The sequence below is a fragment of the Gibbsiella dentisursi genome, from assembly GCF_039539505.1.
Lineage (GTDB): Bacteria > Pseudomonadota > Gammaproteobacteria > Enterobacterales > Enterobacteriaceae > Gibbsiella > Gibbsiella quercinecans.
Genome location: NZ_BAABDG010000010.1, coordinates 230,833 through 256,646, shown reverse-complemented (window position 1 = coordinate 256,646; position 25,814 = coordinate 230,833). Strand labels below are relative to the sequence as shown.

The following is a 25,814-nucleotide window of genomic DNA, read 5'->3' as shown; positions in this document are numbered from 1 at the left end:
AAACAGGAGGTGCTATGCGGCAATTCGATTACCTGAAGGCGGCAATTAAGCAAAAAAGCTGTACGCTGCAGCAAGTGGCCGATGCCAGCGGTATGACTAAGGGCTATCTTAGCCAGTTGCTGAACGATAAAATCAAAAGCCCAAGTGCGCAAAAGCTGGAAGCACTGCATCGCTTTCTTGGCCTGGAATTTCCTCGCCGTGAGAAAAAAGTGGGTGTTGTGTTTGGTAAATTTTACCCACTGCACACCGGCCATATTTATTTGATTCAGCGTGCTTGCAGCCAGGTGGATGAGCTGCACGTGATCATGTGCCACGATGAACCGCGCGATCGTCAACTGTTCGAGAATAGCTCCATGTCGCAGCAACCGACGGTCAGCGATCGTCTGCGCTGGCTGCTGCAAACCTTTAAATACCAGAAAAACATTCATATTCACTCCTTTGATGAACACGGTATGGAGCCTTATCCCTATGGCTGGGGGGCGTGGAGTGGCGGCATGAAAAACTTCATGGAGCAGAAGGGCATCGTGCCGGGCGTGATTTATTCCAGCGAAGAGAAAGATGCGCCGCGTTACCGCGAATATCTGGGCATTGAAACGGTGCTGATCGATCCTGAACGCTCCTTCATGAACATCAGCGGCAGCCAGATCCGTCAGGATCCTTTCCGCTATTGGGATTACATTCCCACCGAGGTGAAGCCGTTCTTTGTGCGCACCGTGGCGATCCTCGGCGGCGAATCCAGCGGGAAATCGACGCTGGTCAACAAGCTGGCGAATATCTTCAACACCACCAGCGCTTGGGAATACGGCCGCGATTACGTGTTCTCACACCTGGGCGGCGATGAAATGGCGCTGCAATACTCCGATTACGACAAGATCGCCCTCGGGCAGGCGCAGTATGTGGATTTTGCCGTGAAGTACGCCAACAAGGTGGCGTTTATCGATACCGATTTTGTCACCACCCAGGCGTTTTGCAAAAAGTACGAAGGGCGCGAACACCCGTTTGTTCAGGCGCTGATCGATGAGTACCGTTTTGATCTGGTGATCCTGCTGGAGAACAATACTCCGTGGGTGGCTGATGGCCTGCGTAGCCTGGGCAGCCCGAGCGATCGCAAAGCGTTCCAGCAATTGTTGGAAGAGATGCTGCGTGCCAACAATATTGAGTATGTGTACGTGGAATCCAGCGATTACGATGAGCGCTTCCTGCGCTGTGTGGAGCTGGTCAAACAACTGTTGGCCGCCGATCCCAACCGCTTGGCGTCTGTGCCGGAACAACAATGGGTCACCCGGTGATTTGCGTAACCACGGGCCAGAGCGGATCCGGCCCGTGGTTCACGCAAGTATTATGCGCCGTTGATGATGCTGAGCCGTGCGCTAACATCAAGGGCGTAAAAGACACGGCGCATCGCCGTTTACTGGCCTAGTAGGCGATCACCAGCTTGCCTTGCATATGGCCTGCCAGCACTTTTTTATGTGCGGCCAGCAGGTTCTCTACCGTGAGCCCATGCAGCGTTTCGCTCAGCGTGGTGCCCAGTTTGCCGTTATCCACCATGTCGGCCACCTGCTGCAGGATTTCGCCCTGGCGGGCAATGTCCGGCGTGGTATACATACTGCGGGTGAACATGAATTCCCAATGCAGGGCAGCGCTTTTTCGTTTGAGTATGTCCTGATCCAGCGGCTGAGCGTTTTCAACAATGGTGCAGACGTGGCCCAGCGGGGCGATCAGATCGCTGATGGCAGCCCAGTGCCCGTCGGTGTCGTTCAGGCACAAAATATAATCCACCTGCTTGATACCTTCCTTCGCCAGGTTGCCCTTCAGATCGTGATAGTCCACCACCAGCTTGGCGCCACGTTCACGGCACCAGTCAGCCGAAGCCGGGTGTGAAGCGGTGGCGATCACGGTGACCTGGCTAAGCTGGGCCGCGAAGGGGATAGCCAATGAGCCTACGCCGCCGGCGCCGCCGATAATCAGCAGGGTTTTTTCTGCGCCGGCTTCCTGGATCTTAAGGTGTTCGAACAGTGCTTCCCAGGCGGTCAGCGCGGTGAGCGGCATGGCGGCCGCCTGCGCCCAGTCCAGGCTTTTGGGCTTGTGCGCGGCAATGCGCGCGTCCACCAGTTGGTGAGTGCTGTTGCTGCCGGGGCGGGTGATGTCGCCGGCATACCACACTTCATCGCCCACCTTGAACCCGCTGACGTTGCTGCCCACTTCCTGGACGATCCCGGCCGCGTCCCAGCCCAGAATACGCGGATGCTGCACGCCGTTCTTTTGCAGGCCGGCGTGGACTTTCGTATCCACCGGGTTGATGGATACCGCTTTGACCGCTACCAGCAGGTCGTCTTTGCCCGGCGTCGGTTGCTCCGGGGTGATTTCGATGAACGTGGCTGGGTGCTTTGGATCTACGGCAATAGCTTTAATCGACATATGTGTGCTCCTTTCTAATAGAGACTTTTAGTCTAGTCTCCGTCGGGGTAGGTGATAAGATGGACAATCGGTAACTGAGTGTTCATCTAAGGCGAACAATAGTGTTTAAACAGTTGCAGGATATGGCGCTCTTCGCGCTGGTCGCCGAATGCGGCAGCTTTACCGCCGCCGCCCAGCGGGCGGGGCTGCCAAAATCCAGCGTTAGCCAGCGTGTCAGCCAGCTGGAGCAGAAGCTGGGGCTACGCCTGCTCAACCGTACCACCCGTCAGCTTAACCTGACCTTTGCCGGCGAGCGCTATCTGGAACACTGCCAGGCGATGCTTTCCGCTGCGGAGCGTGCCGATATGGCGCTGCAACGGCTGCGCGACAACCCCAGCGGCAGGCTGCGGATCACCGCGCCCGCCGGGCTGGGGGCGACGTTGCTGCCCCGGCTGGCGGCGGATTTTCAGCGGCAGTATCCGGATGTCTCGCTGGAAATATCGGTTTCTGACGCGATGGTCGATCTGGTGCAGGAGGGGGTTGATGCCGCGCTGCGCACCGGTAAACCGCAGGACTCCACCCTGATTGGCCGTCGTCTGGGGTATGCGCCGCGCTATCTGCTGGCCGCGCCGGACTATTTGGCACAGTACCCAAGCATTGAACATCCGCAGCAGCTTCAACAGCACCGTTGCATCGCGCATCGCGCCTGGTCAGCGTTGATCCTGCGGCGCGACGCGGAGTATTTCCGTTGGCAACTGCCGCTGGCGCACACCACCGATAACCTGTTCTATGCCTGTGAGTGTGCGATCGCCGGCGCGGGCATCACGCTGCTGCCGGCGTTTCTCAGCCACGAAGTGGTGGCGCAAAAAAAACTGGTGCCGGTATTGCCGGCATGGCAGGCGCAAGGCAATGCGCTTTATCTGGTCTATCCGAGCCGCAAGCTTAACTCACCGGCCCTGGCGTGTTTTATCGACGTCGTGGTGCAGCACCCGATATTTGCCGACTACGATCGGGCATTGCCGCTGCCATGAACGCCCCAACGCGTAGACGACAATCCGCCGGGGCTTTTTGCGGTTCAGCCCGTTTTTGCATAACCTCATCTGGGGGTGCAGTATCAGTATGGAATCAGACGGTGCTGCAAAGCGATTCTGGCGGCTGGATCTCTTTCAGAACCGCCGAAGGCGGTCACCGGTAAATGAAGATGCTGCTGTTAACAAGGAGTGAACCCATGCCCCATTATAAGTTCTACGTCAAAGCAGATGATGTTCGAGCCACCGACAGTGATACGGAAAGCGCACAGCTACTGGATTCCGATTATCAGAAGAGTGATTTTGAGGCCGATACCCCGGACAAAAAAAGTGCCCTGAAACAGCTACGCACTCATCTCGGTGAAAATACGGCTGCGGCTAAAAATTTTGCTGGAGATATCACATTCAGTTCGATCATTGGATCTCTGCTGCGGTAATAGCGCGTGAGGCAGGAACTTAGGGATATTTTGTCTGGAACGCGGACACAGGCTCGTAGTTTATCCTGCCGGAGAAAGGAAAACGGCCCAAAAACAGGGCCGTTCGTATCTCAAAAACCCGTACCCCGTTCACCCAAAACAGCTTGAGTGAACGGAGTGGTGCGGCTGCGGGCTTTGCCTAACGCAACGTGCTTATTTGGCGATCTTTTTGTACTTGATGCGTTTAGGTTCCAACGCATCGGCGCCCAGCGTACGCTTCTTGTATTCTTCGTATTCGGTAAAGTTGCCTTCGAAGAACTCAATCTTGCCTTCATCCTGATAATCCAGAATGTGCGTAGCGATACGGTCGAGGAACCAGCGGTCATGCGAGATCACCATGGCACAGCCCGGGAACTCCAGCAGGGCGTTTTCCAGGGCGCGCAGGGTTTCAATATCCAGATCGTTGGTCGGTTCATCCAGCAACAGCATGTTGCCGCCAACCTGCAGCAGTTTGGCCAGGTGTAAACGGCCGCGCTCACCGCCGGACAGTTCGCCAACCCGTTTACCCTGATCGACGCCTTTAAAGTTAAAGCGGCCGACGTAGGCGCGGCTTGGCATTTCGGTGTTGCCGATGCGCATGATGTCCTGGCCGCCGGAAACCTCTTCCCACACGGTTTTGCTATTGTCCATGTTGTCGCGGAACTGATCGACAGACGCCAGCTTGACGGTATCCCCCAGCACGATGCTGCCGGAATCTGGCTGCTCTTTGCCGGACATCATGCGGAACAGCGTTGATTTACCGGCGCCGTTCGGGCCGATGATGCCGACAATCGCGCCCTTCGGTACAGAGAAGGAGAGATCGTCAATCAGCACGCGGTCACCGTAGGACTTGCGCAGGTTACTGACTTCCAGCACTTTATCGCCCAGGCGCGCGCCCGGTGGAATAAACAGCTCGTTGGTTTCGTTACGCTTTTGGTATTCGGTGCTGTTCAGCTCTTCAAAGCGGGCCAAACGGGCCTTGCCTTTGGACTGGCGGCCTTTGGCGCCCTGGCGCACCCACTCCAGCTCTTTCTCAATTGATTTGCGGCGGGCGGCTTCGGCTGAAGCTTCCTGCGCCAGGCGCTGATCTTTTTGCTCAAGCCATGAGGAGTAATTGCCTTCCCATGGGATCCCTTCGCCACGGTCAAGCTCCAGGATCCAACCGGCCACGTTGTCGAGGAAGTAACGGTCGTGGGTAATCGCCACCACGGTGCCTTCGAAGTCGTGCAGGAAGCGTTCCAGCCAGGCCACGGATTCCGCATCCAGGTGGTTGGTCGGTTCGTCCAGCAGCAGCATGTCCGGTTTTTCCAGCAGCAGGCGGCAGAGTGCTACACGGCGGCGTTCGCCCCCAGAGAGGTTGGCAATTTTGGCATCCCAGTCCGGCAGGCGCAGCGCATCGGCCGCACGTTCCAACTGAGTATTCAGGTTGTGGCCATCGTGTGCCTGGATGATCTCTTCCAGCTTGCCCTGTTCAGCCGCCAGCTTGTCGAAATCCGCGTCCTCTTCCGCATACAGCGCGTACACTTCGTCCAGGCGTTTCAACGCCCCGACCACTTCAGAGAGCGCCTCTTCCACCGATTCGCGCACGGTGTGTTCCAGGTTCAACTGCGGCTCCTGCGGCAGGTAGCCGATTTTGATCCCCGGCTGCGGGCGCGCTTCGCCTTCAATTTCTGTATCAATGCCGGCCATGATGCGCAGCAGCGTAGACTTACCGGCGCCATTCAGGCCCAGCACGCCGATCTTGGCGCCAGGGAAGAAACTCAGGGAGATGTTTTTCAGTATATGCCGCTTCGGCGGAACCACTTTGCCGACGCGGTGCATGGTATAGACGTATTGAGCCACGTTGCTCTGAGCCTCTCTATATCAGTTTGACAAAAATGTCTGGAGCTGAAGTGTAGCCCGTTTCAGTAACGGGGCACAGCCTAACATCTCACGATCATGACGATATCCCGGCCAGACTTCAAGTTGCCGCCTGCCGGGAACGCGAATTATTTTCGCTATCACGTGGCATGCCCCGGCTCATGCCTAGGGCGTGATGATGATAGCCACGCGCCGGTTTTCCGCCCGGCCGCTGGCGGTGCGGTTATCCGCGACCGGCAGGCGTTTGCCCATACCGCGGGTGGTAATATCGGCGCGGGGAATGCCGACGCTGGCGAGCAGATCGGCTACCTTATCGGCACGACGCAGTGAGAGCCGATCGTTATAGCTATCTTCGCCGTAGTTATCCGTGTGGCCATCCAGGCGGAACTGAGTAATGTTGACGCTAAGCAGTGCGCGCCCCATTTTTTCCACGATTGCTGCGCTTGCCGGCGTCAGTTCATCAACGTTGTTGCCAAACAGCACCTTATTGGAAAAGCCGAACTCCCAGCCGTTATCCGTCAGTTTGAACCCCTGGGATTGCAACAGTGCGATCTGCTCCGGCGTTAACCCCTGGTGTTTGCTTTGGCAGGCGCTCAGAAGCAGCAGAGCGCTAAATAAGAGCGCCAACAATGAAAATGGCCGTATGCGTGTGTGTCTTAACATAATCAATTCCCTGGTTTTCATTTTATGGTTGGTTTTATTGGCGCGTTGCGGCTTGCCAGCCCCCGTTATCAAGGCTTTTAGCCTGGTACATCATGGTATCGGCCCGCTGCAACAACGTCTGCGGCGTAGCGGCATGGTCGGGATACAGAGCAATGCCGATACTCAGCGAGGTGGTGATCTTCACGCCGTTGGGCAACAAAATCGGCTGTTCCATGCTGCTGATAATGTTGTCGGCAATGCGCGTGACGTCGGCCAGTTTGTTGATCGGTGCTAGCAGAACGGCAAATTCGTCGCCGCCCAGCCGTGCAACCAGATCGGTTTCCCGCAGTTGGGCGCGGATCCGCCCGGCGACTGAAACCAACACTTCATCACCGGCGGCATGGCCGTAGGTGTCGTTCACCTCTTTGAAGCGGTCGCCGTCGATGAACAGCAGTGCGACCTTTTGCGGCGCTTGGTTATCGCGCAGCGTACGGCTAAGGCGCCCTTCGAAAAATGCACGGTTTGCCAGCCCGGTCAGGCTGTCGTGGGTCGCGCGGTGGGTCAACGAGTCGTTTTCCTGTTTCAGCTTGGCTTCCCAGGCTTCCAGTTCGTCCAACAGGCCGTTGAAATCCCGGCTCAGTTCATGCAGTTCGGCGATCGGCGCCGAAGGCACACGCAGGCCGAAGGTACGGTTACTGCGCACCGCGTGGGCGACGTTGGCGATGTCATCCAGCGAGCGGACAATGCCCCGCAGCATGCGGCGTGACAGCACCAGCGCACACAAGGTGCTGAGCACCATACAGGCGATCATGCCGCCTATCCCCCGCAGCAGAAAACGCAGCAGGCTGCTTCCGTTGCCGCTCAGGCAAACTTTACCGACCAGTTTGCCTTCATGGACGATCGGCAATGTCACCGGTTCCGGTAGCACCCAGTGGGCGACTACCTCCTCCATGCCGTGCAGCGGGCCGCTTTGCGGGTGCTGCCAGGAAGCCAACACCTTATCGTGGCTATCCAGGATGTGGGCATCCAGTACCTCTTCATTCGAGGCGATCAATGCCAGCGCTTCGCGTGCGGCATTACGGTCTTCAAACACCACGGCGGCTTCCACGGTGTAGCTGATGGAGCGTGCGATCAGGTGCAGATTATGGTTGGCGTAAGCCCGCAGCGCGAACAGGGCAACCAGCGTCAGGAACACGCCCGCGGTGCATACGGCGATCAGCGCCAGCCCCAGGTTCATCCGCTGTAACACGCTGCCCAGCGTGGGGCGAGGGGCAGGCGCGGGTTTCTTGCGTAACAGGTTCATAGCGGCAGCTCCGGGTCCCTTGCCAGCTGTAGCACGTTCGGGTGCACATGTACCCCGCTGCGTGCCAGGGCGTCCAGGTTGACTTTGAAGCTGGCGTGATCGCCGGCTATCTGCAGGCAGAAAGCGTTGCCAGCAGAACATTCGCTGTCATTTTCACTGATGCTGAGAATCGCGTGGCCGCTTATGCGGTGGAGCAGCGCCTGTTGCTGGCTGGCGCTGATATTCCCCAGATAAATCACATCGCATTGGCCGGGCAGAAACTGACTGTTTAACGGCATGAGCGCCGTTTTTATTGGCCGGGGGGCCGTGAGCAGCACGGGATCGAACAGCCGCTCGGCGTATTGCGGGTTGGCGGTGATGCACAGGCGAATCGGGTTAGGTTCAACGGGCCAGCGGGTATAGCTGATGATGCCGATCACCACCGTAGCGACGGAATGCGTGCGTTTTTGATAAAGTTCGTTGGAGCCAGGGCGCGCCTGGCCAGACAGAGACAACAGCGCAATCAGCACGACGATCAGTTGGCGAAAAAAACGTAAGCGCGTGGCGCCCTGTCTTGCGGTCGAAACCCGTAGTGGGGCAGTGGTTACTCTCTTCATCAGCCATCCCGATCAACTGGCCCAAACGTGTTGCAGCCGTGTAACAATGAAAAATTCGGCTCAGTTGACGTGATCAAGCGCAATGTCGTTTGCACGCAATCGCATAACGGTATCAATACTCGCTGAGCCAAACAGGCGCGGATTGTATTATAAGCGCTATCCGATGTGCGCTTTTTGTGCTGCTTTCTGGGATTAATCTTAGCTGTTTTTCATCTTTTCCCGCTGTCTCAAGAGGATACTTCCGCCAGTGGCCAGCTAAAGGGGGCGCCGGCGTAAACTTCGGCTACATTAATGAATGGATAAGCGATTGTGTTGTCTATGTTAGGCTGTGCTTTGGCTACGCAGGCACGGCGGCGTGTGGCTTTCACAGGGCTGGGCCGCGGGGAAAAAAACCAATGAGGATAAAGTAGGTATGGTCAAGGTGGACAAGTGGCGGCGTTGGGCGGTTGGGCTGTGCCTGGCGGCGCTTTCAAGCGCCGTATGGGCGGATTCGCTGGATGCCCAGCGCCAGCGTTATCTGCAGATCAAGCAGGCGTGGGATAGCAATCAGATGGATGTTGTGCAGCAACTGATGCCGACGCTGCAAGACTATCCGCTTTATCCTTATCTGGAATACCGCCAACTGACGCAGAATCTGAGCACCGTGGGCGTTTCTGAGGTCAGCGCCTTTATCAAGCAGCACCCAACGCTGCCGCCGGCGCGTTCGCTGGCGCCCCGCTTTGTCAACGAGCTGGCCCGGCGTGGTGATTGGGCCGCGCTGTTGGCGTTTAGCCCACAGGAGCCGAAGCCTGTCGCCGCGCGCTGTAACTACTATTATGCCAAATGGGCCACCGGTGACCAGCAGGCAGCCTGGGCAGGGGCCGATAATATCTGGCTCACCGGCAAGCCATTGCCGGGGGCTTGCGACAGGCTGTTTGGCGTGTGGCAGGCGGCGGGTAAGCAGACCCCGCTGACGGCGCTAGCGCGGATGAAGCTGGCGTTGGAAGAAGGCGATGCCAAACTGGTCAACACGCTGGCCCAGCAACTGCCTGATGACTACCGCACGATGGGGGATGCGCTGGTCACCCTGCAAAACGATCCCACCTCGGTGGAGGGCTTCGCCCGCCGCGTCGGCCCAACCGATTTTACCCGTTCAGCTACCCGCATCGTGTTTACCCGCCTGGCGCGGCAGGATGTGGAAAATGCCCGCGGCATGCTGCCAACGCTGGCCCGGTTGCAGAAAATGAGCGACAGCGAAAAGCTGGCGCTGGAGGAAGCCGTCGCATGGCGCCTGATGGGCAATGACGCTACCGGCGAGCAGGCGCAATGGCGCGATAGTGTTATCCTGCGCAGTCAGTCGCCGCTGTTGCTGGAGCGGCGCGTGCGTATGGCGCTGGGCGCTGGCGACCGGCAGGGGTTACGAACCTGGCTGGCGCGCCTGCCGGAAGAATCCCGCAATAAAGACGAATGGCGCTACTGGCGTGCAAGCGTGATGCTGGAAGACGGCGATCGCACTCAGGGTGAAGAGATGCTGCGGCGTTTGGTTAACGATCGCGGTTTCTACCCGATGGTTGCCGCACAAAAGCTGGGCGTTCAGTACCCGGTGATGGTGGCTATCGCCGCCAAGCCGCGCACGGCGTTGGTCAGCGGCCCGGAAATTGCCCGGGTGCGCGAACTGATGTACTGGAATATGGATAATCTGGCGCGCAGTGAGTGGGGCGGTTTTGTCGCCAGCCGCAGCCGGCCGGAGCAAGAGGCGCTGGCGCGTTATGCCTTTGAGCAGCACTGGGCCGATCTCAGCGTGCAGGCGACGATCGTGGGCAAATTATGGGATAACCTTGAAGAGCGCTTCCCGATGGCCTGGGCGCGTGAATTCCGCCAGGCGACCGACGATAAAGGGATTACGCAGAGCTATGCGATGGCGATCGCCCGCCAGGAAAGCGCCTGGAACCCGAAAGCGCAATCGCCGGTGGGGGCCGCCGGCCTGATGCAGGTAATGCCGCGCACGGCGCAGCATACGGTGCAAATGAGTAACATCCCAGGGTATTCCAGCCCGAGCCAGCTGTTTGATCCGCAAACCAATATCACCATTGGCACCAGCTATCTGGAATATGTGTACCAGCAGTTTGGCCGCAACCGTATTCTGTCTTCGGCGGCATACAACGCCGGCCCGTCACGGGTGAATACCTGGTTGGGCAACAGCGCTGGGCGGATTGACGCGGTGGCGTTCATTGAGAGTATTCCGTTTTCGGAAACCCGCTCTTATGTTAAAAATGTCTTGGCGTATGATGCTTTCTACCGCTATTTCATGCATCAACCGGTAAAAGTGCTGACCGATGCCGAATGGCAGAGGCGTTATTGATTTTGACAGCGCTATGGTATGCTGCTGTACTCGTTAAATAGTATGGTGGCTGCCATGGCGCAAGTATCGCGTAACGATCCCGCTCTTTCAGAACACGGCAACGAAGACTGGCAGCACTTTATTGCGCTGCTGCAGGGGGCGTTTGAACGGGATTTGCATCAACCGCTGCTGCAGCTGTTGTTGACACCGGATGAGCGTACCGCACTGGGCACGCGTTTGCGGATTATTCAGGAACTGATGCGCGGCAAGATGAGCCAGCGCGAGCTGAAGAATGAACTGGGCACCGGGATCGCCACCATCACGCGTGGCTCCAATAGCCTGAAGGCGGCTTCCCCGGCGCTGAAACAGTGGCTGGAGCAGCAATTGCTCGGTGACGCGCCCGAGTAACCCTATGGGGTCAGGCGCCCGGTGTGATGCTGTTGGTAAATTGGGTTGTGAAACGGCACCAGCGCCAGCAGCAAGGCCTGATAGTACACGCTGGAGCGGCTTAAACGCCCGTCGGTAAACACGCCGATGGCGCCGCCCTGCCGTTTTACGTCGCTGTTTCCGGTAAGCACCGCCATTTCATCTCCCAGTTCGCTCCCTGCCCGGATCCCTTGTAAAATAGCTTCCGGCAGCATCAGGCTGGCAGAACGTGATTCGCCGCGGGTATGCGGGTTTTCTACCACCATCCAGGCAAAGGTCATGTTCTCTTCGATTCCGGCTTCCACGCCTACCCAGAAGTCGGCTTCCGGCCGGACCTGGCGCGCTTCCATCACGCGCTGGCGTGCGCCGGTGCGGGTTTCTATGTTGCCGATAGGCTGCAGCGATACGCCACTGGCGACGTCGACGGATTCAATGCGGCACTGTTCTGCGCCAAAGGTGTCGGCAAAGGCCTGCTGAATGGCCTTGATCTTTGCCGGGTTGGTAGTTGCAGCGACAACATGGTACATAGCGGGTCTGGCATCCTTAAAGTGGGGCCGTAGCGTATCGAGCGGATGAACGCGGTGGGCGGCCATGAGTGCAGATACAAGCCACGAGCCGGGAAGTTTGGCTCAGCCAAACAAATGCAGCCTGAAGCGTTCTCCGATGCACCGGGGTTTACCACGGGCGCCGGCAAAAACAAACACAAGTTTCACGCAGTATAACGGAAAACAACAATGTTACAGGTATACCTCGTTCGCCACGGCGAAACGGAATGGAACGTTGCCCGCCGTATCCAGGGCCAGTCCGACAGCCCGCTGACCGCAGTGGGTGAACATCAGGCCCAACTGGTTGCCAGGCGCGCCAGTAAAGAAGGCATTACGCACGTTATCACCAGCGATCTGGGCCGCACCCGCCGCACCGCGCAGATTATTGCCGATGCCTGTGGTTGTGAGGTGATTGAAGATCCGCGCCTGCGCGAGCTGCATATGGGCGTTCTGGAAGAGCGCCTGATCGACGGCCTGTCGCCGGAAGAAGAAGGCTGGCGTAAACAGATGGTCGATGGTACTGCTGATGGCCGTATCCCTCAAGGTGAATCGATGGTGGAGCTGGGCGCACGCATGCGTGCCGCGCTCGACAGCTGCCTGTCGCTGCCGGCAAACAGCAGGCCGCTGCTGGTCAGCCACGGTATCGCGTTGGGCTGCCTGATCAGCACCGTGCTCGGGCTGCCGCCCTACGCCGAGCGGCGCCTGCGGCTGCGCAACTGTTCGCTGTCACGCATCGATCACCAGCAAAGCGCGTGGCTGGCGGCCGGGTGGATCGTCGAAACCGCGGGCGATGTCTCGCATCTGGATATGCCCGCGTTGGACGAACTACAGCGCTAGCGGCGGATCGGGATCAGGTATTCGCACTCCACTTCTTTGTGCGGTGAATTGCGCTCGCCTTTCGGGTAAAAACGTTCGATATCGTGGCCCTTGCGGCGCGTTAGTTTCAGCGCCGGCAGGCAGGTGCCGTAGAGCGTCAGGATAAAGTCCTGCAGGCCGTCGGTGGGCCCCTTGTAGCGGAATAGCACGTATTCGCCGCCCTGCAGGATCAGCGGCTGGCCTTCCTGCACGTTGTCCGACAGATAGCGCGGTTCCATTGCCGTGGTGTAGAGCACTTCCTGTTCGTCGTCTTTTTCCTGGCTGGGATGGGCGTGATGAAGGCCGTAAAGCACCGGCGGCAGCGTCTTCGCCTCGCCAAGATACTGGCGCCAGAACTGCATGCGCAGTTCGCTGCGGAAGCTGGATATTTGCTCCAACGTGCAGGAATAGCTCTGCGTCAGGCCGATCAGGTGCTGTTCCGGCAGAGTGATGTACTCCGGTTGCGGCAGGGTAAATGCGCCCAGGCGGATAGGCGGGCAAATACCGAACGCGCTCCAGTCCTCGGCCCGGCGGTATAAAGCAGGCGTTTGCGCAAACTGCTTCTTGAAGGCGCGGGTAAAGGTTTGCTGCGAATCAAAGCGATATTGCAAGGCAATATCCAAAATCGGCCGGCTGGTTAAACGCAGTGCCACGGCCGCTTTGGAGAGTCTCCTGGCCCGGATATATGCGCCGATGGCGTTACCGGTAATATCTTTGAACATCCGTTGAAGATGCCATTTCGAATAGCCCGCTTTTGCCGCCACGTTATCCAGCGATAAAGGTTGGTCCAAATGGCTTTCCAGCCAGCTTAGTAAATCACGAATGATACCGGCTTGATCCATAGATCTTCCTCGTAAAACTTTTTTAGGGTAAAAACCCAAACTGTTTATTCATTACGCGGGTGCCTGCGCTCGTTGGGCATGTCCATAGCCGGCGGAGTGGTGCACGCTTTACCGTGGGTATACGCGTTGCGCAATGCACTGAGTCGGAGTGCGCCCAACCGCAGGCGCAAAAATAACGATGCCGCATAATAGCAATTTTTTTCATCCGCGACTGCCAAAGATTTTTTCGGCGTGCTGTGATAAAAAGGGGCCGACTAAGCCAGAGTATTTCCAGCCTTGCGCCTGCCGGTTCTCTTCGTGTGGCGCTGGGCCAACGGTTTGCCCGCGTGAATATTATTGGAGTTAAGTAAATGAATAAGGGATGGTTATTGCTATTAGGCCTTGCTTGTGCAGCGGTAAATAGCGCTCATGCAGAGCAGATAGGATCGGTGGATACGGTATTTAAACTGTTTGGGCCAGACCACAAAATCGTGGTGGAAGCCTTCGACGATCCGGATGTCAAAAATGTAACTTGTTATATCAGCAGGGCAAAAACCGGTGGGATCAAAGGCGGCCTGGGGCTGGCTGAAGATACTGCCGATGCGGCGATTTCCTGTTCGCAGGTCGGGCCGATTGCGCTGAACGATAAGATTAAAAACGGTAAGGACCAGGGTAGCGTAGTGTTCCAAAAACGCACGTCGCTGGTGTTTAAAAAGCTGCAGGTTGTGCGTTTTTACGACGAACAACGTAATGCGCTGGTGTACCTGACCTATTCAGATAAGGTGGTCGATGGATCGCCGAAGAACGCGATCAGCGCCGTGCCGATCATCCCGTGGGGTGAAAACCGGTAAAACAATACCGCCGGGAGCTGCGTGAGCGGCTCCCGGGGTGGGCGGAACCGGCGGTTTATTCTTCCAGATCGCCGCAGAAGCGGTAACCTTCGCCATGGATCGTGGCGATGATTTCCGGGGTATCCGGCGTTGATTCAAAATGCTTGCGGATACGGCGGATGGTCACATCCACGGTGCGGTCGTGCGGTTTCAGTTCGCGGCCGGTCATTTTCTTCAGCAGTTCGCCACGGGTTTGGATCTTGCCCGGGTTCTCACAGAAGTGCAGCATGGCGCGGAATTCACTGCGCGGCAGTTTGTACTGCTCGCCGGCAGGGCTGACCAACGAACGGCTGTTGATGTCCAGCTCCCAACCGTTGAACTTGTAGCTTTCAACCAGTTTGCGCTCTTCGCCGATGCTGTTCAGGTTCATGGTGCGCGACAGCAGGTTGCGAGCACGGATGGTCAGTTCACGCGGGTTGAACGGCTTGGTGATATAGTCATCGGCGCCGATCTCCAGGCCGAGGATTTTATCCACCTCGTTGTCACGGCCGGTCAGGAACATCAATGCGACGCTGGCTTGTTCACGAAGTTCGCGCGCCAGCAGCAGGCCGTTTTTGCCTGGCAGGTTGATGTCCATAATGACCAGATTGATGTCATTTTCAGACAGAATGTTGTGCATTTCTGCACCATCATTGGCTTCATGAACGATGTAGCCTTCCGCCTCAAAAATGCTCTTCAGGGTGTTACGAGTAACTACCTCGTCTTCGACAATCAGAATGTGCGGGGTCTGCATATTTGCTACCTAAAATTGCCAACAAAATAGAAAATAGGAAGTACAGAAGTCTTTGTTTTTTTAACCAAGGGTTGAGATAGCGCTCGGAACCCTCTTACCAAACGACTAAAGTACGTAAACTCGTTCTTGATGCACTTTCCATCTAATGTCAACAAGATCGCTAGCTAGGTGGGGATGTTATTCCCTATAACCCCAACAGTGCCAAAACGGCGCATATCCTAACCCTATTAACAGCAATATAACAGTGTGTGACGAAATCATCACCCAACAAAACTACGGTTTGTTGACATATATCAAATTCAATTGTAGCACGTTAACAGATTTGTGAAAAACACTTACAGGAATGCCACCTTATGCCACGGAATGACAAATTCTATGAACGATTCAGCAATATTATCGTTAATAATGGCGGCTTAGGGCATAATGCGAAAATAAAACCTATATCTTATTGATTGTAATTGATAAAACTAATGAATAATTTATTTGTACCGATTACTGATTATTCCTGGCCTCACTGCGTTATTTGATGATGAACATTAGCAGTGCTTTATGTGATGTTGATTTTTTGTGAAATTAATAAGCAATTTGTATAGCCTGGATATTATCCTACCTGATTTTCTGGAGTGTTGATGCAGTTTCATATTGTTCTGGTGGAGCCGGCACGGCCGGAAAACGTCGGCGCGGCAGCGCGAGCGATGAAAACCATGGGGTTTACCTCGCTGCGGATTGTTAACAGCGAAGCCCACTTGCAACCGGCGGCGGGCTGGGTGGCGCATGGCTCGGGCGATATCCTGGATAAGGCACAGTGTTACCCAAGCCTGGAGGCCGCGCTGGCCGGCGTGGATTTTACCGTCGCCACCACTGCGCGCAGCCGGGCGCGCTTTCACTATTACTGCACGCCGCAGGAATTGTCGCAGGTGATGGCGGAGCGGCAAGGCTGGGTACAGCAGGCCGCGCTGGTGTTTGGCCGCGAAGACTCGGGCCTAAGCAACGAAGAGCTGGCGCTGGCGGATCTGCTGACCGGCGTGCCGATGCAGGCAGATTATCCATCGCTTAACCTTGGCCAGGCCGTGATGGTGTATTGCTACCAACTTGCCCAACTCATGAACGTCGCCGCGCCGTCAGAGCCCTGCGCCGATGTGGGGCAACTTTCGGCGTTGCGCGGACGCGCCGAGCGGCTATTACAGAGCCTGGAAGTGGCCGATGACCAAAAAATGCGCGATTGGCTGCATCAGCGGCTGGGTAGCCTGCAGCAGCGGGATACGGTGATGTTGCACCGATTATTGCACGACATAGAAAAAAAACTGGCGAAGTGATTCTCGTGCGGAATCGCATTTTGCTGGTGATATAGTCCATAAAACCCCGTGGGCATCTGATTTTTATCCTGCTTTTTTGCATTTGTGTTGTTATCTCCACTGAATAGGCCTGCGCGCGCGGAATAAACAAAAACGCGAAATAATTTGACTTAACGAGCCGATTGCTTTAACCAATAGAGGGGACAGAGTTTCTAATGAGACAGACAGAACAGATGCGCTATATCAGCCTGAACACCACAATTATTACCACCACCGGTACCATTGGTAACGGGGCGGGCTGACGCGTACAGGAACACTAGAAAAAAGCCCGCGCCTAACCAGTGCGGGCTTTTTTTTCGGCTTAAATTTGGGAGATAAACGAAAAATGCGAGTGCTGAAATTTGGCGGAACCTCGGTGGCGAATGCGGAACGTTTTTTGCGCGTTGCCGATATTATGGAAAATAATGCCCGTCAGGGCCAGGTGGCCACGGTCTTGTCCGCGCCCGCTAAAATCACCAATCACTTGGTGGCAATGATTGATAAAACGGTGGCCGGGCAAGATATTCAGCCGCACATGAGCGACGCAGAGCGCATCTTCGCCGAACTGTTGAGCGGGTTGGCGCAGGCGGTTCCCGGTTTTGAGTACGATCGTTTGAAAGCGTTGGTGGATCAGGAATTTGCTCAACTGAAACACGTGCTGCACGGTGTGGCGTTACTCGGGCAGTGCCCGGACGGGGTGAATGCGGGCATCATCTGCCGCGGTGAAAAGCTGTCTATCGCCATCATGGAAGGGGTTTTCAAAGCCAAGGGCTACCCGGTGACGGTGATCAACCCGGTTGAAAAACTGCTGGCGCAGGGCGGCTATCTCGAGTCTACCGTCGACATCGCCGAATCCACCCGGCGTATCGCCGCAGCCGCTATCCCCGCCGACCACATCGTACTGATGGCCGGCTTTACCGCGGGCAACGACAAAGGCGAGCTGGTGGTATTGGGGCGCAACGGCTCCGACTACTCGGCGGCGGTGCTGGCCGCCTGTCTGCGCGCCGACTGTTGCGAAATCTGGACCGATGTCGACGGCGTTTATACCTGCGATCCGCGGACGGTGCCGGATGCCAGGTTACTGAAGTCGATGTCGTATCAGGAGGCCATGGAGCTTTCCTACTTCGGCGCCAAAGTTCTTCACCCCCGCACCATCACCCCGATTGCCCAGTTCCAAATTCCTTGCCTGATTAAAAACACCTCCAACCCGCAAGCCCCCGGTACGCTAATCGGCGCGGAATGTCGGGATCCGGATATGCCGGTAAAAGGCATCACCAACCTGAACAATATGGCGATGATCAACGTCTCCGGGCCGGGTATGAAAGGGATGGTGGGCATGGCCGCTCGCGTGTTCGCCGTGATGTCGCGCGCCGGGATCTCGGTGGTGCTGATCACCCAATCCTCTTCGGAATACAGCATCAGTTTCTGTGTGCCGCAAAACGAGCTGCAGCGGGCGCGCCGCGCGCTGGAAGACGAATTCTTCCTGGAGTTGAAAGATGGGCTGCTGGAGCCGCTGGACGTGATGGAAGGCCTGGCGATCATCTCGGTGGTGGGCGACGGTATGCGCACCCTGCGCGGCATCTCGGCCCGCTTCTTCTCCGCGTTGGCGCGCGCCAACATCAATATTGTCGCTATCGCCCAGGGCTCTTCCGAGCGCTCCATTTCGGTGGTGGTCAGTAACGATGCCGTGACTACCGGCGTGCGTGTCAGCCATCAGATGCTGTTCAACACCGATCAGGTGATTGAAGTGTTCGTGATTGGCGTCGGTGGCGTCGGCGGCGCGTTGATTGAGCAAATCTACCGCCAGCAGCCGTGGCTGAAGCAAAAACATATCGATCTGCGCGTCTGCGGCATCGCCAACTCGCGCGCAATGTTGACCAATGTGCACGGGATTTCCCTGGATGGCTGGCGCGATGAGCTGGCGCAGGCGAAAGAGCCGTTCAACCTGGGCCACCTGATTCGCCTGGTGAAAGAGTATCATCTGCTCAACCCGGTGATCGTCGACTGTACCTCAAGCCAGGCGGTGGCGGATCAATATGCCGATTTCCTGGCCGACGGTTTCCACGTGGTGACGCCAAACAAGAAAGCCAACACCTCGTCGATGAATTATTATCAGCAACTGCGCAGCGCCGCAGCGGGTTCACGCCGTAAATTCCTGTACGACACCAACGTCGGCGCCGGTTTGCCGGTTATCGAGAACATGCAGAACCTGTTGAACGCTGGCGATGAGCTGGTGCGTTTTTCTGGTATTCTATCCGGTTCCCTGTCGTTTATTTTCGGTAAGCTGGACGAAGGCATGTCGCTGTCGGCCGCCACGCTGCAGGCGAAAGCCAACGGTTACACCGAGCCGGATCCGCGTGACGATCTGTCCGGGATGGACGTGGCGCGCAAACTGCTGATCCTGGCGCGCGAAGCCGGCTACAAGCTGGAGCTGGACGATATCGACGTGGAGTCCGTATTGCCGCCTTCCTTTGACGCGACCGGCGATGTCGACACCTTCCTGGCGCGCTTGCCGGAACTGGACGGCGAATATGCGCGCCGCGTGGCCGCCGCCAGCGCCGAAGGCAAAGTGCTGCGCTATGTCGGGGTGATCGAAGATGGGCGCTGCCAGGTGCGAATTGATGCGGTCGACGGTAACGATCCATTGTATAAAGTTAAAAACGGCGAAAATGCCTTGGCTTTCTATAGCCGCTACTATCAGCCGTTGCCGCTGGTATTGCGTGGCTATGGCGCCGGTAATGATGTGACCGCGGCAGGGGTATTTGCCGATCTGTTGCGCACATTGTCATGGAAGTTAGGAGTTTAATATGGTTAAGGTGTATGCCCCGGCCTCAATTGGCAACGTTAGCGTCGGTTTTGATGTGCTGGGTGCGGCGGTTTCACCGATTGATGGCACGTTGCTGGGGGATTGCGTCAGCGTTGAAGCGGCAGACGCGTTCAGCCTGGAAAACGCCGGGCGTTTTGTCAGCAAACTGCCGGCCGATCCGAAAGAAAATATTGTGTACCAATGCTGGGAGCGTTTCTGCCAGGCTATCGGCCGCGACGTGCCGGTGGCCATGCGGCTGGAAAAAAACATGCCGATCGGCTCTGGCCTTGGCTCCAGCGCCTGTTCGGTGGTCGCCGGCCTGATGGCAATGAACGAATTCTGCGATCGCCCGTTGGATAAAATGGTCCTGCTTGGGCTGATGGGTGAGCTGGAAGGGCGCATTTCCGGCAGCGTGCACTATGACAACGTGGCGCCGTGCTATCTGGGCGGCTTGCAGCTGATGCTGGAAGAAGACGGTTTTATCAGCCAGGAAGTGCCCTGTTTTAAGGATTGGCTGTGGGTGATGGCCTATCCGGGCATTAAGGTATCGACGGCCGAAGCGCGCGCGATCCTGCCTGCACAGTACCGCCGCCAGGACTGCATTAGCCACGGGCGCTACCTGGCGGGCTTTATCCACGCTTGCCATACCCAGCAGCCGCGTTTGGCGGCCAAGCTGATGCAGGATGTGATTGCCGAGCCGTACCGTACCCGCTTGCTGCCGGGCTTTGCCGAAGCGCGCAAGGCCGCTCAGGGCATCGGCGCGCTGGCGTGCGGCATTTCCGGCTCCGGCCCGACGCTGTTCGCGGTCTGCGACGATGGCGCTACGGCGCAGCGGATGGCCGACTGGCTGAAAAATAATTATCTGCAAAACGACGAAGGTTTTGTTCATATTTGCCGTCTGGATACCGCAGGCGCACGACAACTGGGATAACGCATGAAACTCTATAACCTTAAGGATCATAACGAACAGGTCAGCTTTGCACAGGCGATCAAACAAGGCCTGGGTAAACAGCAGGGTCTGTTCTTTCCGCTGGAACTGCCGGAATTTGAACTGACCGAGATCGATCGCCTGCTCGAACAGGATTTTGTTACCCGCAGTGCGCGTATCCTGTCTGCGTTTATCGGCGATGAAATCAGCGAAGACGCGCTGTATAAACGCGTTAAGGCGGCGTTCGAGTTCCCGGCGCCAGTCGCGCCGGTAGAAGCAGACGTTGCCTGCCTGGAGCTGTTCCACGGGCCTACGCTGGCGTTCAAAGATTTCGGCGGCCGTTTTATGGCGCAGATGCTGGCGGAAGTGGCCGGCGATCAGCCCGTCACCATTCTGACCGCCACGTCCGGCGACACCGGTGCGGCGGTGGCGCATGCGTTTTACGGTCTGAAAAACGTGCGCGTCGTGATCCTGTATCCACAGGGCAAGATTAGCCCGCTGCAAGAAAAACTGTTCTGTACCCTGGGCGGCAATATCCAGACCGTGGCGATCGACGGCGATTTTGATGCCTGCCAGGCGCTGGTGAAACAGGCGTTTGACGATCAGGAACTGAAAGACGCCCTGCACCTCAACTCGGCCAACTCCATCAACATCAGCCGCCTGCTGGCGCAGATCTGCTACTACTTTGAAGCGGTAGCGCAATTGCCGCAGGAAGCCCGTAACCAGTTAGTGGTGTCGGTGCCAAGCGGCAACTTCGGCGATCTGACCGCCGGCCTGCTGGCGAAGTCTCTGGGTCTGCCGGTGAAACGCTTTATCGCCGCCACCAACGCCAATGATACCGTTCCGCGCTTCCTGGCCAACGGCCAGTGGCAGCCGCATGCCACGGTGGCTACGCTGTCGAACGCCATGGACGTTAGCCAGCCGAACAACTGGCCGCGGGTGGAAGAACTGTTCCGTCGCAAAGACTGGCAGCTGAAAGATCTGGCCTATGCCGCGGTCAGCGATGACACCACCAAAGAAACGATGAACGCGTTGGCAGCGCTGGGCTACATTTCCGAGCCGCACGCGGCGATCGCTTATCGTGCGCTGCGCGATCAACTGCAGGACGGGGAGTTTGGCCTGTTCCTGGGCACCGCGCACCCGGCGAAGTTCAAGGAGAGCGTGGAAGCGATTCTCGGCCAGGAACTGCCGTTGCCAAATGCGCTGGCGGTGCGGGCGAACCTGCCGTTGTTGTCACATACGCTGCCGGCTGATTTTGCCGGGCTGCGTAAGTTCCTGATGGCGCTGCCGGCCTGATGGGCATCCGGGCGGCGCATTGGCCGCCCGGGTATGGCTGACAACCAGCAAGGCCCGGTGTGGCTTACTGCTCCGGGCGTTTGAACACCAGCTCATTGCCTTGCGAACTGGCTTCATCGAAGGCGTATCCTTCAAGGTTGAAGTCGGCCAACTGTTCGGCTTTGGTCAGGCGGTTTTTGATGATGAAACGGCTCATCAGCCCGCGGGCCTTCTTGGCGTAGAAGCTGATCACTTTATATTTGCCGTTTTTCTCATCCAGGAAGACCGGTTTAATCAGGCTGCCGTGCAGGCCGGCCGTTTTGACCGACTTGAAGTATTCATCCGAAGCCAGATTCACCACCACGTCATCTCCTTGCTGTTCCAGCGCCTGGTTCAGTTTTTCGGTGATGGTATTCCCCCAGAAGCTGTAGAGATCCTTACCCTGTGGGTTTGCCAGCTTGATCCCCATCTCCAGCCGGTAAGGCATCATCAGATCCAGCGGGCGCAGCACGCCATACAGGCCGGAAAGCATCCGCAGGTGCTGTTGGGCAAAGTCAAAATCCTCTTCGCTGAAATCCTGCGCCTGCAGGCCGGTATACACATCGCCTTTAAACGCCAGCAGCGCCTGACGCGCATTCTTCTGGGTGAATTTAGGTTGCCAATCGTGGAAACGTGCGGCGTTTAACCCGGCCAGTTTGTCGCTGATCCCCATCAGGCTGGAGATTTGCGCCGGGGTCAGTTCGCGGCAGATAGCGATCAGCGCCTGCGATTTATCCAACAGTTCGGGTTGGGTAAAGCGCTTGGTTGCCAGTGGGCTGTCGTAGTCGAGCGTTTTGGCAGGGGAAATAATAATCAGCATGGCCAGATCCTGTTAATCAATGTGAGGTTACTGTAGCAAAAAGTGTGGAAAAAAGGGGCGATAGGTTTGATAGGGGGCATGATAGGAATACCGGCGACGGATCGGGAAAAAGCGGGCGCTTTTCATGGCATTGCGTTTTTCTTACTGGCCGGGCGGCGTTTCCGGCGCCGTGAACCGGGTTTTTATTCCCGCCGCGCGCCGGATTTTTTTATGCTTAATTGGTGCCGGTTGGTGGCGTAAACGGTTGCCATCGCAGGGATAAATCCCTTCCAGCCGGGCCCGGCCTCTCCGGCCTTGCGCCGGGCTTTGCGCATGTTATTATCAGGTGAAGGCAAGGTTGTATGGTGCCCCCAGTTCATGCACAAACGATGAGATAATACCAACATGACCGATAAATTAACTTCCCTACGCCAGCTCACTACGGTGGTTGCGGATACGGGTGATATCGCCGCGATGAAGCTGTATCAACCGCAAGACGCTACCACCAACCCTTCGCTGATCCTCAACGCAGCCCAAATTCCTGAATACCGCAAACTGATCGATGAAGCCATTGCCTGGGCGCGCGAGCAAAGCAGCGATCGCGAGCAGCAGATCGCCGATGCCGCCGATAAGCTGGCGGTCAACATTGGCCTGGAAATTCTGAAACTGGTGCCCGGCCGCATTTCCACCGAAGTGGACGCGCGCCTGTCTTATGACACCGAAGCCAGCGTGGCCAAGGCCAAGCGCCTGATTAAACTGTATAACGAAGCCGGTATCAGCAACGATCGTATTCTGATCAAGCTGGCCTCTACCTGGCAGGGGATCCGCGCGGCAGAGCAACTGGAAAAAGCCGGCATCAACTGTAACCTGACGCTGCTGTTCTCCTTCGCTCAGGCGCGCGCGTGCGCGGAAGCCGGCGTTTACCTGATTTCGCCGTTTGTTGGCCGTATCCTCGATTGGCACAAAGCCAATGGCGATCAGAAAGAGTTCGCGCCGCAAGAAGATCCGGGTGTGGTTTCCGTCACCCAGATTTATCAGTACTACAAGCAGCACGGCTACCAAACCGTAGTGATGGGCGCCAGTTTCCGCAACCTGGGCGAAATTATCGAACTGGCCGGTTGCGATCGCCTGACCATTGCGCCTGCGCTGTTGAAAGAACTGGCGGAAAGCGAAGGCCCGCTGGAGCGCAAACTGTCTTACACCGGTGAAGTGAAGGCGCGCCCTGCGCCGCTGACTGAATCCGAGTTCTATTGGCAGCACAACCTGGATCCGATGGCAGTGGAAAAACTGACCGACGGCATCCGCAAGTTTGCCGTTGACCAGGGCAAACTGGAAAAAATGATCGCCGATCTGCTGTAACGGGCAGGAGGGCAGCCGCTGTGCGGCTGCCTTCGCTTGGCCCGACGCCTTTCCTTCCTTCTCTCACCACCAACCACGTTCGCCTTTATTTCCGCAGGCGCCGGCCGTTTTTTTATTTTGCCGTGCCGCGCAAGAGAAAGACCAGACGCCGTATACTTTCTGGATAATTGGCAGGGCAAAGACCCCCTCAACCTTTATGGAGGTATGCATGGACACATTACGTATTGGCCTGGTTTCGGTTTCCGATCGCGCATCCGGCGGCGTTTACCAGGATAAGGGGATCCCGGCGCTGCAGGCGTGGCTGGGCAGTGCGCTGGCCACGCCGTTTAAACTGGAAAGCCGCCTCATCCCCGATGAGCAAACGCTGATTGAGCACACGCTGTGCGAGCTGGTGGACGAAATGGGCTGCCATTTGGTGCTGACCACCGGCGGCACCGGGCCGGCGCGGCGCGATGTCACCCCGGACGCCACGTTGGCGATTGCCGATCGCATCATGCCCGGCTTCGGCGAACAGATGCGGCAAATCAGCTTGCACTATGTGCCCACGGCTATCCTGTCGCGCCAGGTGGGGGTCATCCGCAAACAGGCGCTGATTGTCAATCTGCCGGGGCAGCCAAAGTCGATCAAGGAAACCCTGGAAGGGGTAAAAGACGAGCAGGGTAAGGTGTTGGTGCCTGGTATTTTCGCCAGCGTACCGTATTGTGTACAGCTGCTGGAGGGCCCGTATGTAGAGACGCATGCGGCCGTGGTAGCAGCTTTTCGCCCGAAAAACGCCCGGCGCGAAATAAACCTCTGAAATTAGGCTAACCGAAAAATAACGCTCAACTGTGCTGATGTGAAAATAATTTGCCGCTATAGTAATGATTCGTTTACAGTGGCGCGATGCCCAACATCCGCCCTTAGCGGGAAGGCGGCGCGGCGGTTCCGGCGGTTCAAGCTGCCGGGCGGGGCGCGTTTTGATTCCCTACAGTTTGCTCTAACGGTAGCCTATGCATCACGATAATCATCGCCGGTTGAACCGGCAGGACTATAAAACTCTGTCGCTGGCCGCGCTCGGCGGCGCTCTGGAGTTTTATGACTTCATTATTTTCGTTTTTTTTGCCGCGGTGATGGGCGAACTGTTTTTCCCGCCGGATATGCCGGAATGGCTGCGCCTGGTGCAAACGTTCGGGATTTTTGCCGCGGGTTATCTGGCCCGTCCGCTGGGCGGCATCGTGATGGCGCACTTTGGCGATCGGGTGGGCCGTAAGAAGATGTTCAGCCTAAGCATTTTGCTGATGGCGCTGCCGACGCTAGCGATGGGGCTGTTGCCCACCTACGCCAGCATTGGCATTGCCGCACCGCTGCTGCTGTTGCTGATGCGTGTGTTGCAGGGGGCGGCCATCGGGGGCGAAGTGCCTGGCGCCTGGGTGTTCGTGGCCGAACACGTGCCGCGTGAGCGCATCGGCCTGGCCTGCGGCATCCTGACCGCCGGGTTGACCATCGGCATTCTGTTTGGCTCCGTGGTGGCCACCATCATTAATACCGTGTTCAGCCCGCAGAGCATCCAAAGCGGCGGCTGGCGTATTCCTTTTATCCTGGGCGGGGCTTTCGGCTTAATCGCCATGTACCTGCGCCGCTGGCTGCAGGAAACCCCGGTCTTTATCGCCATGCAGGCGCGCAAGTTGCTGGCTGCGGAGCTGCCGCTGAAGTCTGTGCTGCGGCATAACAAGAAGGAAGTGGTGGTGTCGATGCTGCTGACCTGGATGCTGTCGGCCGGCATCGTGGTGGTGATCCTGATGACGCCCACCTACCTGCAAAAGCAGTTTGGCATTGACGCCGCGCAGTCGCTGCAGGCCAACAGTATTGCCACGATTATGCTGATCGTGGGCTGTATGCTGGCGGGGCTGTCATCGGATCGTTTCGGCGCCGGCAAAACGCTGATGTTCGGTAGCGTTTTCCTGGCCGCCTGCAGTTGGCTGTTCTACCACACGGTGGGCGTGCACCCGGAAATGCTGTTCGCCTGCTATGCGCTGGTGGGGTTGAGCGTCGGCGTGGTGGGAGCGGTGCCGTATGTGATGGTGCGGGCGTTCCCAGCCGAAGTGCGGTTCTCCGGGATTTCGTTCTCTTATAACATCGCCTACGCCGTGTTTGGCGGGCTAACGCCGATATTCGTCACGCTGATCCTGAAACTCACGCCGTTGGCCCCGGCCTATTATGTGCTGGCGCTGTCCGGCATCGGCCTGCTGCTGGGCATCTATCTGCAGCGCGCGCTGCACGGCGAAAGCGATCCGCGCGAGGCGGGTTCTTTCGGTTAACCGGGTTCTGCCGCGCGTATTCGCCGCGAACATGCGGTTCCCCGGCTGGCTATTCGGCGGCCGGGGCACGCCGCCGGCGGAAAAAACGAAATTTTTTTCCACGCCC

25 protein-coding genes and 1 other annotated feature are annotated in these 25,814 nt (G+C 57.4%); of the genes, 16 read left to right on the top strand and 9 right to left on the bottom strand.

The annotated features are described in order from the left end of the window. Positions 1–14 precede the first annotated feature (14 nt). The gene (nadR, locus tag ABFX35_RS21580) at positions 15–1,289 is read left to right on the top strand and encodes a multifunctional transcriptional regulator/nicotinamide-nucleotide adenylyltransferase/ribosylnicotinamide kinase NadR (protein WP_346082853.1); all 1,275 of its coding nucleotides are present in this window, start codon (positions 15–17) and stop codon (positions 1,287–1,289) included. 127 nt (positions 1,290–1,416) lie between these two features. Here the strand turns inward: nadR and ABFX35_RS21575 are convergent, their stop codons facing one another. Then, positions 1,417–2,418, bottom strand: coding sequence for a zinc-binding alcohol dehydrogenase family protein (locus ABFX35_RS21575; protein WP_346082852.1), 1,002 nt, complete (start codon positions 2,416–2,418; stop codon positions 1,417–1,419). Positions 2,419–2,540: 122 nt separating this feature from the next. On the opposite strand from ABFX35_RS21575, the gene ABFX35_RS21570 reads away from it, so the two are divergent. Together ABFX35_RS21570 and ABFX35_RS21565 are read left to right on the top strand one after the other, a co-directional pair. Next, on the top strand, positions 2,541–3,428 hold the full coding sequence (locus ABFX35_RS21570) for a LysR family transcriptional regulator (RefSeq protein ID WP_423783639.1): 888 nt from the start codon (positions 2,541–2,543) through the stop codon (positions 3,426–3,428). A gap of 164 nt (positions 3,429–3,592) precedes the next feature. Further along, entirely contained in the window at positions 3,593–3,862 is a 270-nt protein-coding gene (locus ABFX35_RS21565; RefSeq protein ID WP_346082850.1) for a hypothetical protein, read from the top strand. 192 nt (positions 3,863–4,054) lie between these two features. On the opposite strand, the gene ettA is transcribed toward ABFX35_RS21565, so the two are convergent. The 4 genes from ettA to yfiR form a co-directional block, all read right to left on the bottom strand. Beyond that, positions 4,055–5,722: an energy-dependent translational throttle protein EttA gene (gene ettA / locus ABFX35_RS21560; RefSeq protein WP_279024319.1), complete on the bottom strand. Its 1,668-nt coding sequence runs from the start codon at positions 5,720–5,722 to the stop codon at positions 4,055–4,057. Between the two features lie 183 nt (positions 5,723–5,905). Next, on the bottom strand, positions 5,906–6,403 hold the full coding sequence (gene yfiB / locus ABFX35_RS21555; protein WP_346082848.1) for an outer membrane lipoprotein YfiB: 498 nt from the start codon (positions 6,401–6,403) through the stop codon (positions 5,906–5,908). A gap of 34 nt (positions 6,404–6,437) precedes the next feature. Then, a complete protein-coding gene (gene dgcN, locus ABFX35_RS21550) occupies positions 6,438–7,685 on the bottom strand; it encodes a diguanylate cyclase DgcN/YfiN (protein WP_346082846.1) in 1,248 nt (415 codons plus the stop codon). Next, complete coding sequence (yfiR, locus tag ABFX35_RS21545; RefSeq protein ID WP_279024314.1) at positions 7,682–8,281, bottom strand: regulatory sequestration protein YfiR; 600 nt, start codon at positions 8,279–8,281, stop codon at positions 7,682–7,684. Before yfiR ends, dgcN begins: the two co-directional genes overlap by 4 nt. A gap of 421 nt (positions 8,282–8,702) precedes the next feature. On the opposite strand from yfiR, the gene sltY reads away from it, so the two are divergent. Beyond that, positions 8,703–10,622 (top strand): murein transglycosylase, encoded by a 1,920-nt coding sequence (sltY, locus tag ABFX35_RS21540; protein ID WP_346082926.1) that lies wholly within the window; start codon positions 8,703–8,705, stop codon positions 10,620–10,622. 54 nt (positions 10,623–10,676) lie between these two features. Continuing rightward, positions 10,677–11,009: a trp operon repressor gene (trpR, locus tag ABFX35_RS21535; RefSeq protein WP_121553125.1), complete on the top strand. Its 333-nt coding sequence runs from the start codon at positions 10,677–10,679 to the stop codon at positions 11,007–11,009. 2 nt (positions 11,010–11,011) lie between these two features. Here trpR and yjjX read toward each other — a convergent pair whose 3' ends face one another. Then, positions 11,012–11,554 carry an inosine/xanthosine triphosphatase gene (gene yjjX, locus ABFX35_RS21530; RefSeq protein WP_095846054.1) on the bottom strand — a complete coding sequence of 181 codons (543 nt, stop codon included), beginning with the start codon at positions 11,552–11,554 and terminating at the stop codon, positions 11,012–11,014. 207 nt (positions 11,555–11,761) lie between these two features. Here yjjX and gpmB point away from each other — a divergent pair, with 207 nt between their 5' ends. After that, entirely contained in the window at positions 11,762–12,409 is a 648-nt protein-coding gene (gpmB, locus tag ABFX35_RS21525; RefSeq protein ID WP_346082843.1) for a 2,3-diphosphoglycerate-dependent phosphoglycerate mutase GpmB, read from the top strand. Here gpmB and robA read toward each other — a convergent pair. Then, positions 12,406–13,269 (bottom strand): MDR efflux pump AcrAB transcriptional activator RobA, encoded by an 864-nt coding sequence (gene robA, locus ABFX35_RS21520; protein WP_279024309.1) that lies wholly within the window; start codon positions 13,267–13,269, stop codon positions 12,406–12,408. The genes gpmB and robA overlap by 4 nt on opposite strands. A 350-nt stretch (positions 13,270–13,619) precedes the next feature. On the opposite strand from robA, the gene creA reads away from it, so the two are divergent. Further along, the gene (gene creA / locus ABFX35_RS21515) at positions 13,620–14,099 is read left to right on the top strand and encodes a protein CreA (protein WP_279024307.1); all 480 of its coding nucleotides are present in this window, start codon (positions 13,620–13,622) and stop codon (positions 14,097–14,099) included. 55 nt (positions 14,100–14,154) lie between these two features. Here the strand turns inward: creA and arcA are convergent, their stop codons facing one another. Beyond that, positions 14,155–14,871: a two-component system response regulator ArcA gene (gene arcA / locus ABFX35_RS21510; RefSeq protein WP_279024306.1), complete on the bottom strand. Its 717-nt coding sequence runs from the start codon at positions 14,869–14,871 to the stop codon at positions 14,155–14,157. A gap of 629 nt (positions 14,872–15,500) precedes the next feature. Between arcA and ABFX35_RS21505 the strand changes: the two genes are divergently transcribed. From ABFX35_RS21505 to thrC, 5 genes are all read left to right on the top strand, one after another. After that, positions 15,501–16,187 (top strand): tRNA/rRNA methyltransferase, encoded by a 687-nt coding sequence (locus ABFX35_RS21505; protein ID WP_346082842.1) that lies wholly within the window; start codon positions 15,501–15,503, stop codon positions 16,185–16,187. A gap of 194 nt (positions 16,188–16,381) precedes the next feature. Then, on the top strand, positions 16,382–16,468 hold the full coding sequence (gene thrL, locus ABFX35_RS21500; RefSeq protein ID WP_095846048.1) for a thr operon leader peptide: 87 nt from the start codon (positions 16,382–16,384) through the stop codon (positions 16,466–16,468). Next, positions 16,407–16,524, top strand: a sequence feature (Thr leader region). (Overlaps the previous gene by 62 nt.) Before the next feature lie 27 nt (positions 16,525–16,551). Continuing rightward, positions 16,552–19,011, top strand: coding sequence for a bifunctional aspartate kinase/homoserine dehydrogenase I (gene thrA, locus ABFX35_RS21495; RefSeq protein ID WP_279024302.1), 2,460 nt, complete (start codon positions 16,552–16,554; stop codon positions 19,009–19,011). A 1-nt stretch (position 19,012) separates the two neighbouring features. Next, positions 19,013–19,942, top strand: a complete 930-nt coding sequence (gene thrB / locus ABFX35_RS21490; protein WP_346082840.1) for a homoserine kinase — start codon at positions 19,013–19,015, stop codon at positions 19,940–19,942. Positions 19,943–19,945: 3 nt separating this feature from the next. After that, positions 19,946–21,235 (top strand): threonine synthase, encoded by a 1,290-nt coding sequence (gene thrC, locus ABFX35_RS21485; RefSeq protein ID WP_346082839.1) that lies wholly within the window; start codon positions 19,946–19,948, stop codon positions 21,233–21,235. A gap of 64 nt (positions 21,236–21,299) precedes the next feature. Here the strand turns inward: thrC and yaaA are convergent, their stop codons facing one another. Continuing rightward, the gene (gene yaaA, locus ABFX35_RS21480) at positions 21,300–22,073 is read right to left on the bottom strand and encodes a peroxide stress protein YaaA (RefSeq protein ID WP_279024297.1); all 774 of its coding nucleotides are present in this window, start codon (positions 22,071–22,073) and stop codon (positions 21,300–21,302) included. A gap of 124 nt (positions 22,074–22,197) precedes the next feature. Between yaaA and ABFX35_RS21475 the strand changes: the two genes are divergently transcribed. The 4 genes from ABFX35_RS21475 (at position 22,198) to ABFX35_RS21460 (ending at position 25,708) form a co-directional block, all read left to right on the top strand. Continuing rightward, a complete protein-coding gene (locus ABFX35_RS21475) occupies positions 22,198–22,335 on the top strand; it encodes a hypothetical protein (RefSeq protein WP_346082837.1) in 138 nt (45 codons plus the stop codon). A 122-nt stretch (positions 22,336–22,457) separates the two neighbouring features. After that, positions 22,458–23,411, top strand: coding sequence for a transaldolase (gene tal / locus ABFX35_RS21470; protein WP_095846043.1), 954 nt, complete (start codon positions 22,458–22,460; stop codon positions 23,409–23,411). 208 nt (positions 23,412–23,619) lie between these two features. After that, positions 23,620–24,207 carry a molybdopterin adenylyltransferase gene (mog, locus tag ABFX35_RS21465; protein ID WP_095846042.1) on the top strand — a complete coding sequence of 196 codons (588 nt, stop codon included), beginning with the start codon at positions 23,620–23,622 and terminating at the stop codon, positions 24,205–24,207. 193 nt (positions 24,208–24,400) lie between these two features. Next, complete coding sequence (locus ABFX35_RS21460) at positions 24,401–25,708, top strand: MFS transporter (RefSeq protein WP_279024294.1); 1,308 nt, start codon at positions 24,401–24,403, stop codon at positions 25,706–25,708. The last annotated feature ends 106 nt before the right edge of the window (positions 25,709–25,814 follow it).

Coding starts and splice junctions, on each gene's coding strand:
- nadR (WP_346082853.1), top strand. CDS start 15: ATGCGGCAATTCGATTACCTGAAGGCGGCAATTAAGCAAAAAAGCTGT.
- ABFX35_RS21575 (WP_346082852.1), bottom strand. CDS start 2,418: ATGTCGATTAAAGCTATTGCCGTAGATCCAAAGCACCCAGCCACGTTC.
- ABFX35_RS21570 (WP_423783639.1), top strand. CDS start 2,541: ATGGCGCTCTTCGCGCTGGTCGCCGAATGCGGCAGCTTTACCGCCGCC.
- ABFX35_RS21565 (WP_346082850.1), top strand. CDS start 3,593: ATGAAGATGCTGCTGTTAACAAGGAGTGAACCCATGCCCCATTATAAG.
- yfiB (WP_346082848.1), bottom strand. CDS start 6,403: ATGTTAAGACACACACGCATACGGCCATTTTCATTGTTGGCGCTCTTA.
- dgcN (WP_346082846.1), bottom strand. CDS start 7,685: ATGAACCTGTTACGCAAGAAACCCGCGCCTGCCCCTCGCCCCACGCTG.
- yfiR (WP_279024314.1), bottom strand. CDS start 8,281: ATGAAGAGAGTAACCACTGCCCCACTACGGGTTTCGACCGCAAGACAG.
- trpR (WP_121553125.1), top strand. CDS start 10,677: ATGGCGCAAGTATCGCGTAACGATCCCGCTCTTTCAGAACACGGCAAC.
- yjjX (WP_095846054.1), bottom strand. CDS start 11,554: ATGTACCATGTTGTCGCTGCAACTACCAACCCGGCAAAGATCAAGGCC.
- gpmB (WP_346082843.1), top strand. CDS start 11,762: ATGTTACAGGTATACCTCGTTCGCCACGGCGAAACGGAATGGAACGTT.
- robA (WP_279024309.1), bottom strand. CDS start 13,269: ATGGATCAAGCCGGTATCATTCGTGATTTACTAAGCTGGCTGGAAAGC.
- creA (WP_279024307.1), top strand. CDS start 13,620: ATGAATAAGGGATGGTTATTGCTATTAGGCCTTGCTTGTGCAGCGGTA.
- arcA (WP_279024306.1), bottom strand. CDS start 14,871: ATGCAGACCCCGCACATTCTGATTGTCGAAGACGAGGTAGTTACTCGT.
- ABFX35_RS21505 (WP_346082842.1), top strand. CDS start 15,501: ATGCAGTTTCATATTGTTCTGGTGGAGCCGGCACGGCCGGAAAACGTC.
- thrL (WP_095846048.1), top strand. CDS start 16,382: ATGAGACAGACAGAACAGATGCGCTATATCAGCCTGAACACCACAATT.
- thrA (WP_279024302.1), top strand. CDS start 16,552: ATGCGAGTGCTGAAATTTGGCGGAACCTCGGTGGCGAATGCGGAACGT.
- thrB (WP_346082840.1), top strand. CDS start 19,013: ATGGTTAAGGTGTATGCCCCGGCCTCAATTGGCAACGTTAGCGTCGGT.
- thrC (WP_346082839.1), top strand. CDS start 19,946: ATGAAACTCTATAACCTTAAGGATCATAACGAACAGGTCAGCTTTGCA.
- yaaA (WP_279024297.1), bottom strand. CDS start 22,073: ATGCTGATTATTATTTCCCCTGCCAAAACGCTCGACTACGACAGCCCA.
- ABFX35_RS21475 (WP_346082837.1), top strand. CDS start 22,198: ATGGCATTGCGTTTTTCTTACTGGCCGGGCGGCGTTTCCGGCGCCGTG.
- tal (WP_095846043.1), top strand. CDS start 22,458: ATGACCGATAAATTAACTTCCCTACGCCAGCTCACTACGGTGGTTGCG.
- mog (WP_095846042.1), top strand. CDS start 23,620: ATGGACACATTACGTATTGGCCTGGTTTCGGTTTCCGATCGCGCATCC.
- ABFX35_RS21460 (WP_279024294.1), top strand. CDS start 24,401: ATGCATCACGATAATCATCGCCGGTTGAACCGGCAGGACTATAAAACT.